Here is a 14,891-nt window from a genome sequence, read left to right as displayed (position 1 = left end):
TCGGCAGCGGTCCGCGCGCCGCTGGCGATGGCAAGCAGCGTGGCGAGGAACTGGCGCCTCAGTTTATTCCTATCGTACCCTCCCAGCTTAGGCAGTCGCGTCTGGTTTAGCCCCGATATCGCTTAACGACCTGAGCGCAGGAAAGCTGTCGGATCGATGGATCGCGCACACCCTTTTTCGGTCACTTGATTATGCGGTCGATGTGCGCTTGCAAACGGGGACTGACGACCAGGATTATTGGAATGACAATAACATACGCCGTCATCCATGCCTGTAACCAAGTCCCAAGAAACCTCTCCGAAAAGCCGAGGTTTATAGCGATGAGCGAGAAAGAGATGATCCCTGTTGTGAGCATCCCCATCACGAGCGCAAATGCGACTTTCTGCTTCATTTTCGTGTTCATGCGCCAGTGCTCCTCACATTTTGGCAGACCGGCATCGATCACCGCCTGCGCGAACGCATCTGGCGCCTCCTGCGGAAGATTGTGACCTGTGCCGCCGCTGATTGTTCGATGTTGGAACGGACCGGATAATTTCTTCGCATGGGTCGTCCCAAGAGCAGGGTGGGTTCAGGCGGAGACGGGAACCGGGCGATAACGCGCGGCCGGTTCAGTCAGCGACAGGTTCGGAACCATGGCGATCCGAGCCGCCTCGAACGCGTGCCAGGCTTCGGTATCGGGAAGGGCGGGAATGGTGACCGTCTCGCCAAGCGCCAGGCCGGCCAGCGCCGCATCAACCATGGCATCTGCCGACATCACGATCTCAGCCGGAATGCCTGACAGAGGCACACCCGAAGTGTCCCAGAACTCGGTCGCAGTGGCACCCGGCAAGACAACCTGGATGCGCACACCCTTGTCGGCGAGTTCGGCCTGAAGCGAAGCGGTGAGCGCAAGGACAAACGCCTTGGTCGCTCCATAGACGCCGTTGAGCAGAAATTCCGGGGCGATTGCGACGGTCGAGGCGATGTTGATAATCGTACCTTGACCTGCGGCAGCAAAGCGCTGTGCGATTGCATAAGTCAGCCGGGCAAGAGCGATGGCGTTGATATCGATCATCGTCTCCATCTGATCGACATCGGCCTGCCAGGTCGGCACGGGTGCACCGATGCCTGCATTGTTGACCAGCATCGTGATGCGACGATCGTTGATCAGGCGCGCTTCGATCAGACGCAGATCGCCGGGGTTGGAGAGGTCGGCCGGCAGCGTGTCCACGTTGCGGCCGGTAGCTTCGCGTATGGCTCCGGCGACCTGATCGAGCTTGGCTGCGGTACGTGCGACCAGAATCAGATCATGGCCCTGGCGCGCCAGCCGGTCTGCATAGATTGCGCCGATTCCGGCCGAAGCGCCGGTGATGAGGGCAGTGCCCTTTACTTCGTTCATCGTTCTTCCTTTCAGAGAAGGTTTGGATGCCGACCGACCGGGAAGATCGGGGCGACCAGAACGATTTAGAAGGTTGGGAGATTGTCGGTAGAATGGGAAAATGAGAGTGAGCCTCTCATTCTTGGCCCAGTGTTCAGACGCAATCGTCCAGCCCGGAGCACGCCGCGTGCAGGCGTGGCGCGGCCCAATCGATAAATGCGCGCACTTTGAGCGGCAACAGCCCCTGACGTGGGTAGACGATGTGGATCGGGCGTGGCTCGCCATCGGCATCAGGAAGGACGCGCACGAGCGCACCGGACTTCAGGTGCTCCGACACCTGGTAATCGAACAATCGGGCGATGCCGACACCCCCGAGCACTGCCGCGAGATTGCCAGCTGCGCTATTCACCGAAACCTTGGCCCGCGGCATGCAGATGAGATCCTCGTTGTCCAGGCGGTAGCTCCAGAACATCCCAAGCGGTCCGAACATGATGCCGTCATGTTCGGGAAGGTCGCGTGGGCTGGCCAGTGGCTTACAGCGTTCCAGATAGCCAGGGGCAGCGCAAGTGATCAGACGAAACTGCCCAGCTTTCACAGCAAACAGAGCGCTGTCAGGCAAAGCACCAAGCCGAATTGCCACATCGACATGTTCATCCACCAACTGGACCAGCCGGTCCGAGGTCACGAGCCTTAAGGTGACGTCAGGATGGGCTTCGATAAAGGCCAGTGCGATGGGGATAACGAACTTTGCACCAAACTCGATCGGCATTGTGATCGACAGTTCGCCGCGTGGCGTCTGATATTCCCCGGATGCGCGGCGTTCGGTCTCCTCAAGGTCCGCAATGATCCGCCGTGCAGAATCGACATAATCACGCCCTGCATCGGTAAGCTGGATTTTACGGCTCGTTCGCACCAGCAGATTTGTACCCAGATGACGCTCAAGTTCTGCGACCTTGCGACTGACGCTGGCCAAAGGCGAACTCAGGACCCTGCTTCCTGCGGACAGGCTGCCTGCATCAACGACTGCGAGAATGACCCGCATGGCATCCAGCCGATCCATTTTTTCGCCTCCCGCACAACCACCAGCAATTTAGCCGATAAGACGGGCCCAATATAGCCGTAAGCCACTGAAGGCCGCACGCGTGGCACCAGGCTGCACTAAAGGCCAAGATCGCTCAGACACCGGGATGGCCATCGGAACGGCGGCCGGCGCAATTTCTCCAACGGCTGGCTGGCGAGTCCAACAGAGTCACCCTGGCAGCGTCACCCTGGCAACATCACGCAAGGCGTGATGCCCGTGTCCATCGTCGAAGTCTTGTTCAGCCAGATTGATTGCAGAACGTGTCGCTGACCAATGGCCTTGGCTGGCCGTGCGCAGTCAGCGGTTAACCCAAAATGGTCATAAGCCGTGGTCGCTCACAAATCGATGGGCAGTTGGTCGACCTGCCCGGCCCGACAACAAGCATGCCTTAACGCCGCGCGGCCCTCGCCTTGAGAACGGAGACCATGTCTTCGTTGCGGATGCGCCGCCATCTTGCATCGACGAAGCTGTGAACACCGAACATGAACAGTCCGATCGCGACCAGCGAATAGAGCTCCGGATGATCGGTGAGCGAGTAGAGCGCGTCGCCGAGGCCCTTGACCTCGCCCGCAGCGCCGAACCATCCCGCGCTGATCAGCGACACCCCGATGGTCGCGAACACCACCGCGCGTGCGACCAGTCCCGCCCGGCCCACCGGCACCACCCAGCGCGGTGCACCGGCGGCCATGTCTTTCATGAATTCGGTCGTCCACGCCTTGGTCAGCTGGTGCGCGGCAGCAGCAAGGAAGGCCACGCCCAACGCGCCGAGGATGGTCTGACCCAGGGGGATGTCCAGCATCATGCCCGCCGCGCGCTGTTCGGTTTCGCCGTCGCCGCCGGAAGGTTGACCCGCCGCCAGCCGGATCGCGGCATAGGCCAGGAAGAAATGCGCAAACCCGCTGGCGGCATAGCCGATGCGGACCGCTATGCCCTTGGCGTCGTCGCCCTTGCCCTCGCTGTCCAGCGCTGCACTATAGACCCTGTAGGCACCGTAAAGCGCCAGCCCGAGCGCGAGGAGGCCGAGCAGCCATTTGCCCGCAGGCATATCTTGCACCGACCGGAAGACCCCTTGCGGACTGGCGTCGGATGCACCTGCACCGGTGAGTGCGAGATAGGCGAGCAGGCAATACACCACGCCTCTGGCAAACCACCCGGCACGCGCGAAGGTCTCGAGTTGTTTCATCTTGTCGATCATGTTGGTTCCTGCTCGTCGCTGGCAGCCTTACGCCTGCGCAACTGCGCAGTTCCTGCATTGTGCCCGGTACCCGATACTTGCGGTGGGGCGGGATGGGTATGCCGACAAATCCCGGCCCGGAGCATCGGGCGAAATGCCTATTCCTGAAGCGTCGCGGGGGTTCCGGGCTTGACCATTTGCGCGAGCCTGGCGGCATCCCAGTTGGTCAGCCGGATGCAGCCATGGCTTTCAGCGCGCCCGATCGTATGCGGCTCGCTGGTGCCGTGAATGCCGTAATGCGGCTTGTTGAGATCGATCCAGACCACGCCGACCGGGCTGTTGGGACCCGGTTTGAGCTGTTGGGCAGCCTTGTCGTTGCTCACGTCCCAGAACAGCTTGGGATTGTAATGGAAATCCGGGTTGCGACTGACACCCTGGATCTTCCATTCCCCGATCGGCAGCGGGTCCTTGCTGCTGCCCATCGTCGCTGGAAACTGCGCGATCAGCTTGTCGTCGCCGTCAAACACCCTGAGCACGCCATCGGACTTGTCCACCACCACCCGGTCGGCCAGCGGCTGATCGGCCGCCACGCCAAGGCTTGCAAGCGTCTCGCCCCAACCACGCGGGTCTTCTCCCGAAAACGCACTCTTGGCGTTTGGAATGTTCGGCACCCGGATCGCGGTCCCCGCTGCCATGGACGTCATGTTGGGGTTCATCGCCGTGATCACTTCAGGCGTGGTGTGGAACCGCTCGGCCAGGGCCTCGATCAGATTCTTGTATCCAAGCCGGTCCAGTTTCGCCTGGTCTGCAGCGCTGGCAGGAAAATCGGGAATGAACGGCCCTGATGCGAACCGTTCGGGGATCATCACAACGCGGGTAGCACGGACATCACGCCACTGGTCCAGCCTGGCAAGCGTCGCTTCGTCCAGCTTCCCGGTCTCGGCGATGTCATTCGCCGTCTGAAATCCGCGCAAAGCGGCGAAATAGGACTGACCTTCTTCGCCATCGATCACGCCCGGCGAGAACCCCAGGTGATCAAGGATGACCTGGGCGCGAAGCACGGGCGTTTCGGAATAGGCAGGCACCTGCTTTTGGGCGTCAACGAAATCCAAAGGCGCCGCTTTCGGCGCAGGCTGCGCTCTGGCCTCACGCGCGGGCGCCGCCTCGGGCGCGGAATCGCAACCGCCCAGAACGAGCAGGCTGGCGAAAATATATGCAGCTTTCAAATGATATCCCCTCTTGATCACTGCATCCAACGTTGCCGCTGGGGAAAGGATGCAGAGGCCCGGCAAACACATTTGCCCGGGGGTGCCGAGACGCACGGCATGTCGAGCGCCCATCGGACGCGGGCCGCATCAAGCGCGACCGGGCAGCGCAGTGTCGGTTACGCGATCGTCAGCGCCTCGCACCCTGCGAGAATGGCTTCGGGCAAGGGCGCCGATTTGCGCGCGACCAGGTCGAAGCGCACCGTGGTCGCGGTGAGGATGGCGTGCTCGATGGTGGCATCGGGATCGGTCATGACGTGCCGGGTGACGATCGAGTTGCGCCCGGTGCGGACAACGCCGCTGCGGATCAGCAGCAGAGCGCCGATAGCGACCTCGGCCTTGTAGTCGATCGTGTGGTTGACATCAGCCCAGCCGAGTTCGGCGTTTTGTCCTGCGGGCCGGTCGCCCAATGCGTGCATCAGATGATAGGATGCGACATCGAACATCTCGACATAGCGAAAGGTGGTGAGGTGCCCCATCTGGTCGCACAGCCAGGGGAACGCCACGGCGCGGTGGGTTTCGATCATTGGCATGGCTGCTTCTCCTGCGGTGATGAAAGGCGGTGCGCATGGGCCCAGGGGAGCGTCCAGCGCCATGGCGAGGCAGCGGGCCCGTCGATCAGCGCGGCGACCTCGCGCGAGCGCGCAACATGGCCGTGCTGTGCGAAGCGTTCGTGGTTGGCCACCAGATCCTGCTCGCGATAGACATAATTGACCATCATGCCTTCGCTCTGCGCGATGCCCTTGGGCGAGACGTCGGCGTGCGGGTTGATCCGCCAGAGCTCGGCGCCGTTGCCGAGATGGAATGCGGCCACCGGGTCGCGCGGCCTGCCGGGGGTGCCGTCGGGCGCGGACCCGGTGAGATACAGCGCGCATAGCCGCCGGGGATCGTCGCCCTCGCGCGAGAGGCTGCGGCCGCCGGCATCGAGCCAGCGCACCAGGCCGGGTATCGGAGACAGCGTCGCGAACGTCGTGAGCGTGGGAAACTCTGCCTTCAGGTCGGCCACGATCTGCTTGATCAGGAAATTGCCGAACTGCAGCCCGCGCAGCCCGGGCTCGCAATTGCTGATCGAATAGAAGATCGCGGTGCTCGGCCGGTCGGGCGCGGTGCGGCTTGAGGGGTGGTCGAGCAGCGGAGCGATGGCCTCGCTGACATGGTCGGTCAGCGCGACCTCGACGAAGATCAGCGGTGTGTCGGGCAGCGCCGGGTGGAAAAAGCCGTAACAGCGCCTGTCGCCCTCCAGGCGCCCGCGCAGATCGGACCAGCCTGCGATATTGTGCACCGCCTCATGCGCGATCAGCCGTTCGAGCAGCCGTGCCGGGCTGTCCCAGGTGATCGGTCTGAGCGTCAGGAAACCCCGGTTGAACCAGGACGCCAGCAGGTGCCTGAGGTCCGCCTCGAGCGGTGCCAGCGCCGGGCACTGCGCAAGCTGGCGCAGCAGGCGCGCGCGCCAGTCGACCAGATGGCGGGTGCCGCATGGCGCGGTGTTGACCCGCCGCAGCAGCTCCTGGCGGCGGGGTTCGGCGCTGCGGGTGAGCTGTGCGGCATGCGCGGCGTCCGGCCGTTCCAGCCATCGTTCGATGCTGGCGCCGAGCATCGCCGCATCGGGGCCGAGCTGATCGACCAGCCACAGGTCATAGCCCTGTGCGGTCTCGTCGTCGAGCGAGGCCAGCGCCGCAGCGAGCCTGGTCGCCGTCAGCGTTCCCTGTGTCTCGCCGCAGCTTTCGAGCAGGCCCAGCGAGAGCCGCTGCGCTTCGCCGAGCGGATCGCGATGCGCGGCCTTTCTGGGCAGGAAAGGCACATTCAGCCGCATGCGCCAAACCGATCTGCGTGGAGCCGCCGCAACTCGGCCTTCTGCACCTTGCCCATCGCATTGCGGGGAAGGGCGGGGACGAATTCGATCCCCTTGGGAAGCTTGAAGCCGGCAAGCTGTGGGCGCAGGCGCTCGACGATGAGCTCGGGCTCGATCGAGATGCCCGTCTTGAGGCAGGCGACAGCAACCACGGCTTCGCCGAAATCGGCATGGGGGACGCCGATCACGGCAACCTCGGCAATCTCGTCCATCCGCTCGATCAGCGTCTCGATCTCGACCGGGTAGATGTTCAGCCCGCCCGAGATGATCATGTCCTTTTCCCGGCCGACGATCCGCACGACCCCTCCGACATCGATCGTGGCGATATCGCCGGTGCTGAAATAGCCGTCATCGCGAAATTCCTCGCGGGTCTTTTCGGGCATCTGCCAATAGCCCGAAAACAGGCTCGCGCCCTTGACCTCGAGCACGCCTGTTTCGGCATTGTCGGCGATGCGCACGTGGTAGCCGGGCAGGGGATGCCCGACGGCACCGGCGATCCGCGGCCCGTCGAGCGGGTTGGAGCAGATGATGCCGCATTCGGTCATGCCATAGCGCTCGAGAATGCTGCGACCGGTGCGCTCGGCAAACGCCTGGAAGGTGGCGGGGGTCAGCGGCGCCGATCCGCTGACGAACAGCCGGACATGGCGTGCGGTATCGCGGTCGAGACCCTGTGTGGCGAGCAGCCGGGTGTAATAAGTGGGTACGCCCATGAACACCGTGGTCGTCGCCAGCCGGGCGAGCACCGCGTCAGGATCGAAGCTGGGCATCAGGTCGATCCGCGCTCCCGCCAGGAGCAAGGGGTGCAATGCCACGAACAGCCCGTGGATATGGTAGAGCGGCAGCGCGTGCAGCAGCGTGTCGTCAGCGGTGATGCCCCACACCGCAGCCAGATCGCGGGCGTTGGCGAGCAGATTGCCCTGACTGATCATCGCGCCCTTCGAGCGGCCAGTGGTGCCCGAAGTGTAGACGATGGCGGCAAGGTCGTCGGGCGAGGCGGGGAGGGGCGGCAGCCCGGCCTGCGATGGCTCGACCGCTTGCCAGGTGCCTGCGCCATCCGCGCCCAAGGTGCGAAGGGCGACCGATCCGTGCGGGCAGCCCGATTGGTGCAGCCCGTCTGCGGAGTCGGGTGCGCAGATGAACAGCGCCGGCTCGGCGTCGGCGAGAAAATATCCGATCTCATCGGGCCGATAGGCATCGTTGAGCGGCAGATAGACCGCGCCGAGGCGCAGGCAGCCCAGATAGAGCAGCACGAGATCGATCGACTTTGGGGCCTGCACCGCCACCCGGTCGCCCGGTGCGACGCCCAGGCTGATCAGCCGCGCGGCGATGGCGTCCATGGCTTGGCGCAGTTGCGCTCCGGTAAGCGTGCGGTCGCCCTGCGCGATGAGAACCCGATCGGCGGCCTGGTCGAATGTCACCGCCAGCGATCCGGTGAGGGTGTTCTCGGTCATAGGCCTGCTGGCTCCTGTCACGTAAATGGCATTGTCCGGCTGGCGGAGCGCCAACTGAGATGACAGGCTAGGCGCGAAAGGCGGTTTGTGTCAACCGATCCAGCCAGTATCGTCGACGATAAAAGTCGAAATAGCCGTATATTTGACTATAAAAGGCTTTATCGTCGACGATACAGTAAAAATAGCTATGGTCGACGGGTGCTGGCGGTTGCGCCCTAGCTGGGTTACGAGGAGAGATCGTCGACAATCTACAGGGACAGCCAGTGAGCAAGAGCAAAGCAGAGGATCCGAAGGCCAAGGCGCCTGCAAGGCGCAAGGCAGTGTCGAAGACATCGCGCGAAACCGAGCCGAAAGTGCCCGTAAGGCCGTTCGGCGCATCCAAGGTCACTGCAGGGGGTGAGCTGAAGATGTCTCTCGTCGAGCGCGTCTATCAGACGCTGATGGCCGCAATGGACCGAGGCGAGCTGGCGCCGGGCAGCCGGATCATCGCTGCTGAGGTGGCGCAGCAGCTCGATCTGAGCCGCGCGCCGGTGCGCGAGGCGCTGGCGGTGCTCGCCGGCCAGGGGCTGGTCGAATTGCTGCCGGATCGCGGTGCGGTGCTGCGGCCGATGGAGCAGCATGACCTTGCCGAAATGTACGAGGTTCTCGCGCCGATCGCCGCGCTGGGGCTCAAGGCTGCCGCCGGCCGGGCGCAGGATGGCGACAACCCGGCGCTGATCCGTACGGCGATGGCGGCGATCCGCGAGGCTGCGGCCAATCCGGGCGAGGGCGTGGCCTTCTTTCAGGCGCTGAACAACTTCCATTATGTCGCCAATGCGATCGCCCAGAAACCCTATGTCGATTTCGTGATGCGGATGATGCAGATCGAATACTGGAACCGGCTGCTGGTCGCGGCGATCGATCTCGATCGGCACGCGCCGCAATATGTCAGGAATTATCAGCGACTTACCGACGCCCTGCTGGAGAGCGACTCGCGCAGCGCCGAGGCGGTGATCCTGCATCATGTCGATTGGTGCGTCAGGCTGCTCACGCCGCCAGCATCAGAATGATGGCAGGATCGTCGACAATAATTGGCTGTTTTGACAGAGAAATGAATTAAAAATGACAAATCGTCGACGATTGGCTTGATTATCAAATTGGCCTGTGTCTACATTGCGTCACGGCGAGGCAAACGTGCTGCAGCCCTGGGACAGCAAAAGGGGACGATCATGGTCAGCCAATTCGCATCGATGCGGGGAGCATCTGCAATCGCAATCGCGATCACCATCGCATCTCCCGCTGCGTTCGCCCAGGAAGCCGCCAGCGCCGATCCCGCGCCGGAAGCTGCTCCATCGGGCTATGACGACGAGATCATCGTCACCGCGACCCGCACCGGCGAAACCCGGCTGCAGGATACCCCGCTGGCGGTGACCGCGGTCAGCGCCGAAACGCTCGACCGTGCCGGGATCAAGGACATCCGCGACCTGGTTTCGCTGGCGCCGGGGCTTCAGGTCACCCAGAACGCCACATTCTCGCAGGTCTATATCCGCGGCGTCGGCTCGAACAACGTGTTCGGCGGATCCGACCCATCGTCGACGATGCACGTCGACGGCATCTACCTGGCGCGGCCCGGCAGCTATCTGAGCAACTTCCTCGATGTCGAGCGTATCGAGGTTCTGCGCGGTCCGCAGGGCACGCTGTACGGTCGCAACTCGGTCGGCGGCACGATCAACGTCATCAGCCGCAAGCCCGACGATGTAATGCGCGCCCGTGCGCAGTTCACTTATGGCAATTACGATTTCATGCGCGCCGAAGGCTATGTCAGCGGACCGGTGGTCCCGGGCAAGATCGCAGCGTCGTTCTCGGTGCTGCGCTCGAAGCGTGACGGATTTCTGGACAATGCCGTCGCAGGGGTCGGCGATATCGACGATGAGGATACCGTGGGTGGCCGGGTGCAGTTGCGCTTCACCCCCGACAGTCGTCTCGACCTCGTGCTGCGGGCCGATTACCTCCATTCGGACGATGCGCTCGGCGGCTATGTCAAGATGCTCCAGCCGACCAACGATCCTGTTGCCAACAGCGTGCTCGGCGATTTCCGCACCGTCGCGCTCAACATCCGCTCGGGGTCCGACCGCACCCAATGGGGCGTCTCGGGTGACCTCAGTTACGATCTGGGCGGCGCAACGCTCCGCTCGCTTACCGGATATCGCACCAACCGCCTGCAGCAGGTCGGCGATACCGACGGAACCGCGCTCAACGTGCGGCGCACCGACCAGTTCGAAGGCCAGCGCCAGTTTTCGCAGGAGCTGAACCTGTCGGGCACGCTGGGCGACCTGTCGTATATCCTGGGCGTCTATTATTTCGACGAGAACATCCAGGTGAACTCGTCGGTCACCACCTTCGCCGCAAACGTACGGGCCAATTTCGCGCCCGTCATCGAAACTGCAGCCCTCGCAGGCTTTGTGCAGGCCAGCTACGCGCTGACCGACCGGCTCAGCCTCACCGCGGGCGCGCGCTATACCCGCGAGCGCAAGCGCTTCGACCAGACCGCCAGCCAGTTCTTCGTGACCACCGGCGGGTTCCGCCCGGGCTTTCCCGAAACCTATCAGCTGCGCGACGTGTATTCGGCCTGGACCCCCAAGATCGGCATCGAGTTCCGGCCGATGGATGACGTGCTGCTCTATGCTTCGGCGACCAAGGGGTTCAAGTCCGGCGGATTCAACTTCGCCAGCCGCAACGTCAACCAGGGCTTCGATCCCGAAACGCTGTGGAGCTATGAAGCGGGCGTGAAGCTCGAGCTGTTCGACCGGCTGTGGCGCCTCAACGGCACCGTGTTCCACTATGACTACACCAACCTTCAGGTGCAGGCGTTTCTGACGCCGGGGGTGATCGATATCACCAATGCGTCCGATGCGACCGTCGACGGGGTCGAGATCGAATCGCTGATTCGGCCGGTACGGGGCATCCAGATCGGCGCCAACCTTGCGTATCTCGATGCCGTGTACAAGAACTACACCACCGCGCTCGCACCCGGCAACGTGGTGTTCGATGCTTCGGGCAACCGCCTCAACCTCGCGCCGAAATGGGCCTATTCAGCGTTCGTCGATCTCGATCTTCCCGTCGGCAACGGCTCGATCATCGGACGCGCGGAATACAGCCACCGCGGCCGCCAGTTCTTCACGGCAGGCAATGTCGGGCTCGACCAGCAGTCGCCTTATGGCCTGATCAACGCCAGCCTGGGTTATGACTTTGGCGACAGCGGCTTTCGCGTGATGGTGTTCGGCCGCAACCTGGCCGACAAGGAATATGTCACCAGCACCGCAAGCTTCGCCTCGGGCATCGTGGGACGTGTCGGAGAGCCGCGGACCTACGGGCTGCGGGTCAGCGTAGCCTATTGATCCGACATCGTGGCGACCGACACCTCCAGCACGAAGAAACGACCATGACCGCAGTGATGACAGCCTCCATCCAGGGATATTGCGACCCGGAATTCGCCGCAGTGCGCGAGGTGTTCGAAGCGAACTTTCGCGAGCGCGACGAACGCGGGGCAGCGGTCGCGGTGTTTCGTGATGGCGTGCAGCGTGTCGACCTCTGGGGCGGCTGGGCGGACAAGGCGCAGACCCGGCCCTGGGCGCAGGACACCATCGTCTGCATGATGTCGGTCGGCAAGGGCATGGCGGCCTTGTGCCTGTGGATGCTGGCCGATCGCGGCGTGCTCGATATGGATCGCCCGGTGGCGCATTACTGGCCCGAGTTTGCTGGCGGCGGCAAGGCGGCGATCACTGTCCGCACCCTGATCACCGGCAAGGCGGGCCTGTTGTTCGCCGATTCCGCGCCCGATGGCGCTGGGCTCGACTGGGAGGCGATGATCCACGCCTATGAACAGCAGTTTCCCGAATGGGAGCCCGGCACCGATCATGGCTATCATAGCTTCAGTGCGGGATATCTGCTGGGCGAACTGGTCCGCCGAATCGACGGTCGCCGGCTCGAACGCTTTTTCGACGAGGAGGTGGCCCAGCCGCTTGGCGTCGATTACGGCTATGGCACGCGCGGTGCGCCCGACACGCGGGTGGCCGACATCATTCCCAATCCCGACAGCCACACCTTCGTCCAGACGCGTGACCGCACCACCAAGCTGGGCCGGGCATGGAAGCAGCGTCCGCCATCGGACGATCCCTATAACGACGTCGCCTATCGCGAAGGCGTGATGCCGTCGAGCAACGGGCACGGCAATGCCCGATCGGTGGCGAAGGTCTACGCCGCGCTGGCTTGCGGTGGCACGCTGGATGGTGTCCGGCTGGTTTCGCCGCCGACGATCGACGCGATGCGCAACCAGTCGTGGTTCGGTACCTGTGCGATGACCGACCGGGTGTTCCGCTATGGCCACGGCTTCTTTCTCAACGAGCCGAACATGTCGCCGATGGGCAGCAATCCCGGCAGCTTCGGCCATCCCGGCGCAGGCGGCGCACTCGGCTTTGCCGACCCGGAAAACCGGATATCGTTCGGATACAGTCCCTCATTCATGTGCGCCGGCGGCGGGCTCGGCGAGCGCTGCGCGGCGCTGAGTGCGGCGGTGTACGCATGACCGGTCGTTTCGATGGCAAGGTGGCGCTGGTCACTGGTGGCAGCTCGGGCATAGGCGAGTGCGTTGCGCGCGCACTGGCCGCCGAAGGCGCCGAGGTTGCAATTCTCGCGAGCTCTTCGCTGGACAAGGCGCACGCGGTCGCAAGTTCGATCGTCGCCGCGGGCGGCAACGCGCGACCCTACAAGGCCGACGTCCGCGACGCTGCCGCGATGATTGCGCTGATGGCCAGTGTCGAAGCCGATCTTGGCGGGCTCGACCTGCTCGTCAATGCCGCAGGGGTGTTCTACGCGACCCCGGTCGGTGCCACCGATGGCGGTGATGCCGCGCGGATGATCGACATCAATGTCACCGGTTTGTGGAACAGCATCGCGGCGGCAACCCCGCTGATGCAGCGCCGGGGTGGTGGCAGGATCGTCAACTGCGCCTCGACCGCGGCAATGATCGGGATCAATAGCCACGCGCTCTATTGCGCGAGCAAGGCTGCGGTGGTGATGATGACCCGCGCGCTGACCGCAGAGCTCGCCCCGATGAACATCGCGATCAACGCGGTCGCTCCAGGCAACACCGCGACTCCGATGAACGAGGACGTCCGCAACAACGCCGAGGCGATCGCCGCGATGCAGGCGATGACGCCGAGCGGGGTCGCGTTCAGCGATGCCGATGCGATCGCTGGCGTCATCCTGTTCCTGCTCTCGCACGAGGCGCGTGCGGTGCACGGCGCGACATGGCTCGCCGACGAAGGCATTTCGGCGGCGATCGGCTGATGCATCCGGCATCGCCCCGTCTGGTGCAGCCATCGTCGGTTACAGGAGGATGGTACCCGTGGTACGTCGCCGGGCTGCTGGCGATGGCGCATTTGGTGTCGTTCGTCGACCGCTTCGTGCTCAGCCTGGTGATGGAGCCATTGAAGCTCGATCTGGGCATCTCGGACACCGAACTCGGATTGCTTCAGGGCACCGGCTTCGTGATCCTCTACGTCGTCGTCGCGGTGCCGCTCGGGCGGATGGCCGATCAGGTCAACCGGCGCAATCTCATCGTCATCGGCATCGTGCTATGGAGCATCGCGACCGCCTTGTGCGGGCTGGCCGACAGCTTCGGCTCACTGTTCCTCGCACGGCTTGGGGTGGGCTTTGGCGAAGCCGCTTTGGTGCCTGCCGCGATGTCGCTGCTTGCCACCTATTTCCCCAAGGAAAAGCTTGGCCGCGCGGTGTCGCTGTTCACCACCGGAGCCTCGCTTGGCAAGAGCGCGGCGATGATCGGCGGTGGCGCGGTGCTGGCGCTGCTGGTGGCGCAGGGCGGGCTGACCCTGCCGATGGTGGGAACGCTTCAGCCATGGCAGGGCACGTTCGTCTTCATGGCGCTGCCCGGGCTGGCGCTGGCGCTGATCATTACGCTGACCTTGCGCGAACCCAAGCGGGTGCAGGTCGCCGATCCGCTCGCCAAGCCAGGCTTTGGTCCGGCGATCGCGCATGCCAGGGCCCATCGCAGCGCCTATATGCCGCACGTCGCCGCATCGGTTGCGGTCGTGCTGCTGATCCAGACCATCGCTGCGTGGAGCGCGACTTTCTACGTGCGGCTGTTCGACATGACACCGTCGCAGGCGGGCCTGCTGGTCGGCAGCGTCATCCTGGTAGCAGCGCCTCTGGGTCATCTCAGCGGAGGCTGGCTGACCGACCGGTTCGCGCGCAGCGGTGCGCCGTCTCCGGCCGCACCGGTCATCGCGATCGGCCTGCTCGGCGCGGTCCCGGCCATGCTCGTGTTCGCCTTGAGCCGCGATATCGCCACTTCGGTCATCGCTTATGGCCTGCTCAATTTCTCGCTGACATTGGGATCGCCCGCCTCGCTCGCAGGCGTGCAGATGCTTACTCCACCCGCGATACGCGGGGTGGTGACCTCGGTGTTCCTCGCCATCGTGACGCTCGTGGGCATCGGACTGGGCCCTCCCTTGGTCGGCGCGATCACCGATTTCGTCTTTGCCGACCCCGACAAGCTCAACCTCTCGTTGCTCGCGATGGTTCTCGTCGTCGCCAGCTTTGGCGCGACTATGGCGATGGCCAGTCGCACGGCCTTCGGCCGGACGATGCGCGCGCTCGAATAGTCACGCGCGGCACCTGCCGCCGCCCTGAACCTTCTAGACACAATTGGAG

At 63.8% G+C, this 14,891-nt stretch carries 13 protein-coding genes; 5 read left to right on the top strand and 8 right to left on the bottom strand.

What is annotated here, in order from left to right; all coding sequences use genetic code 11:
- Positions 1-181 precede the first annotated feature (181 nt).
- From IP68_RS11960 to IP68_RS11925, 8 genes are all read right to left on the bottom strand, one after another.
- Positions 182-403, bottom strand: a complete 222-nt coding sequence (locus IP68_RS11960; RefSeq protein ID WP_054135229.1) for a DUF2798 domain-containing protein — start codon at positions 401-403, stop codon at positions 182-184.
- Positions 404-568: 165 nt separating this feature from the next.
- Positions 569-1,378: an SDR family oxidoreductase gene (locus IP68_RS11955; protein ID WP_054135228.1), complete on the bottom strand. Its 810-nt coding sequence runs from the start codon at positions 1,376-1,378 to the stop codon at positions 569-571.
- Positions 1,379-1,511: 133 nt separating this feature from the next.
- A complete protein-coding gene (locus IP68_RS11950; protein ID WP_054135227.1) occupies positions 1,512-2,417 on the bottom strand; it encodes a LysR substrate-binding domain-containing protein in 906 nt (301 codons plus the stop codon).
- 409 nt (positions 2,418-2,826) lie between these two features.
- The gene (locus IP68_RS11945; RefSeq protein ID WP_054135226.1) at positions 2,827-3,633 is read right to left on the bottom strand and encodes a DUF1206 domain-containing protein; all 807 of its coding nucleotides are present in this window, start codon (positions 3,631-3,633) and stop codon (positions 2,827-2,829) included.
- Between the two features lie 137 nt (positions 3,634-3,770).
- On the bottom strand, positions 3,771-4,838 hold the full coding sequence (locus IP68_RS11940) for a L,D-transpeptidase family protein (RefSeq protein WP_231683954.1): 1,068 nt from the start codon (positions 4,836-4,838) through the stop codon (positions 3,771-3,773).
- A 158-nt stretch (positions 4,839-4,996) separates the two neighbouring features.
- Positions 4,997-5,410 carry a thioesterase family protein gene (locus IP68_RS11935; RefSeq protein ID WP_156318091.1) on the bottom strand — a complete coding sequence of 138 codons (414 nt, stop codon included), beginning with the start codon at positions 5,408-5,410 and terminating at the stop codon, positions 4,997-4,999.
- Entirely contained in the window at positions 5,401-6,690 is a 1,290-nt protein-coding gene (locus IP68_RS11930) for a malonyl-CoA decarboxylase domain-containing protein (protein ID WP_054135224.1), read from the bottom strand. Before IP68_RS11930 ends, IP68_RS11935 begins: the two co-directional genes overlap by 10 nt.
- Positions 6,681-8,180 (bottom strand): AMP-binding protein, encoded by a 1,500-nt coding sequence (locus IP68_RS11925; RefSeq protein WP_054135223.1) that lies wholly within the window; start codon positions 8,178-8,180, stop codon positions 6,681-6,683. The genes IP68_RS11930 and IP68_RS11925 overlap by 10 nt, the downstream gene beginning before the upstream one ends.
- Positions 8,181-8,443: 263 nt before the next feature.
- On the opposite strand from IP68_RS11925, the gene IP68_RS11920 reads away from it, so the two are divergent.
- The 5 genes from IP68_RS11920 (at position 8,444) to IP68_RS11900 (ending at position 14,842) form a co-directional block, all read left to right on the top strand.
- Complete coding sequence (locus IP68_RS11920) at positions 8,444-9,229, top strand: GntR family transcriptional regulator (protein WP_231683952.1); 786 nt, start codon at positions 8,444-8,446, stop codon at positions 9,227-9,229.
- 159 nt (positions 9,230-9,388) lie between these two features.
- Positions 9,389-11,557 (top strand): TonB-dependent receptor, encoded by a 2,169-nt coding sequence (locus tag IP68_RS11915; protein ID WP_231683950.1) that lies wholly within the window; start codon positions 9,389-9,391, stop codon positions 11,555-11,557.
- A 44-nt stretch (positions 11,558-11,601) separates the two neighbouring features.
- The gene (locus tag IP68_RS11910) at positions 11,602-12,744 is read left to right on the top strand and encodes a serine hydrolase (protein ID WP_054135222.1); all 1,143 of its coding nucleotides are present in this window, start codon (positions 11,602-11,604) and stop codon (positions 12,742-12,744) included.
- Entirely contained in the window at positions 12,741-13,508 is a 768-nt protein-coding gene (locus IP68_RS11905; protein ID WP_054135221.1) for an SDR family NAD(P)-dependent oxidoreductase, read from the top strand. Before IP68_RS11910 ends, IP68_RS11905 begins: the two co-directional genes overlap by 4 nt.
- On the top strand, positions 13,469-14,842 hold the full coding sequence (locus IP68_RS11900; RefSeq protein WP_231683949.1) for an MFS transporter: 1,374 nt from the start codon (positions 13,469-13,471) through the stop codon (positions 14,840-14,842). Before IP68_RS11905 ends, IP68_RS11900 begins: the two co-directional genes overlap by 40 nt.
- Positions 14,843-14,891: the final 49 nt, after the last annotated feature.

This window comes from Blastomonas sp. AAP25, assembly GCF_001295965.1.
Classification (GTDB): domain Bacteria; phylum Pseudomonadota; class Alphaproteobacteria; order Sphingomonadales; family Sphingomonadaceae; genus Blastomonas; species Blastomonas fulva.
The sequence above is the reverse complement of the archived record's forward strand: the minus strand, read 5'-3'. Positions and strand labels throughout refer to the sequence as shown.

Excerpts from the sequence above, each read along its gene's own strand:
- IP68_RS11950 (WP_054135227.1), bottom strand. The coding sequence starts at position 2,417 with ATGGATCGGCTGGATGCCATGCGGGTCATTCTCGCAGTCGTTGATGCA.
- IP68_RS11945 (WP_054135226.1), bottom strand. The coding sequence starts at position 3,633 with ATGATCGACAAGATGAAACAACTCGAGACCTTCGCGCGTGCCGGGTGG.
- IP68_RS11955 (WP_054135228.1), bottom strand. The coding sequence starts at position 1,378 with ATGAACGAAGTAAAGGGCACTGCCCTCATCACCGGCGCTTCGGCCGGA.
- IP68_RS11925 (WP_054135223.1), bottom strand. The coding sequence starts at position 8,180 with ATGACCGAGAACACCCTCACCGGATCGCTGGCGGTGACATTCGACCAG.
- IP68_RS11935 (WP_156318091.1), bottom strand. The coding sequence starts at position 5,410 with ATGCCAATGATCGAAACCCACCGCGCCGTGGCGTTCCCCTGGCTGTGC.
- IP68_RS11910 (WP_054135222.1), top strand. The coding sequence starts at position 11,602 with ATGACCGCAGTGATGACAGCCTCCATCCAGGGATATTGCGACCCGGAA.
- IP68_RS11905 (WP_054135221.1), top strand. The coding sequence starts at position 12,741 with ATGACCGGTCGTTTCGATGGCAAGGTGGCGCTGGTCACTGGTGGCAGC.
- IP68_RS11915 (WP_231683950.1), top strand. The coding sequence starts at position 9,389 with ATGGTCAGCCAATTCGCATCGATGCGGGGAGCATCTGCAATCGCAATC.
- IP68_RS11900 (WP_231683949.1), top strand. The coding sequence starts at position 13,469 with ATGGCTCGCCGACGAAGGCATTTCGGCGGCGATCGGCTGATGCATCCG.
- IP68_RS11930 (WP_054135224.1), bottom strand. The coding sequence starts at position 6,690 with ATGCGGCTGAATGTGCCTTTCCTGCCCAGAAAGGCCGCGCATCGCGAT.
- IP68_RS11960 (WP_054135229.1), bottom strand. The coding sequence starts at position 403 with ATGAACACGAAAATGAAGCAGAAAGTCGCATTTGCGCTCGTGATGGGG.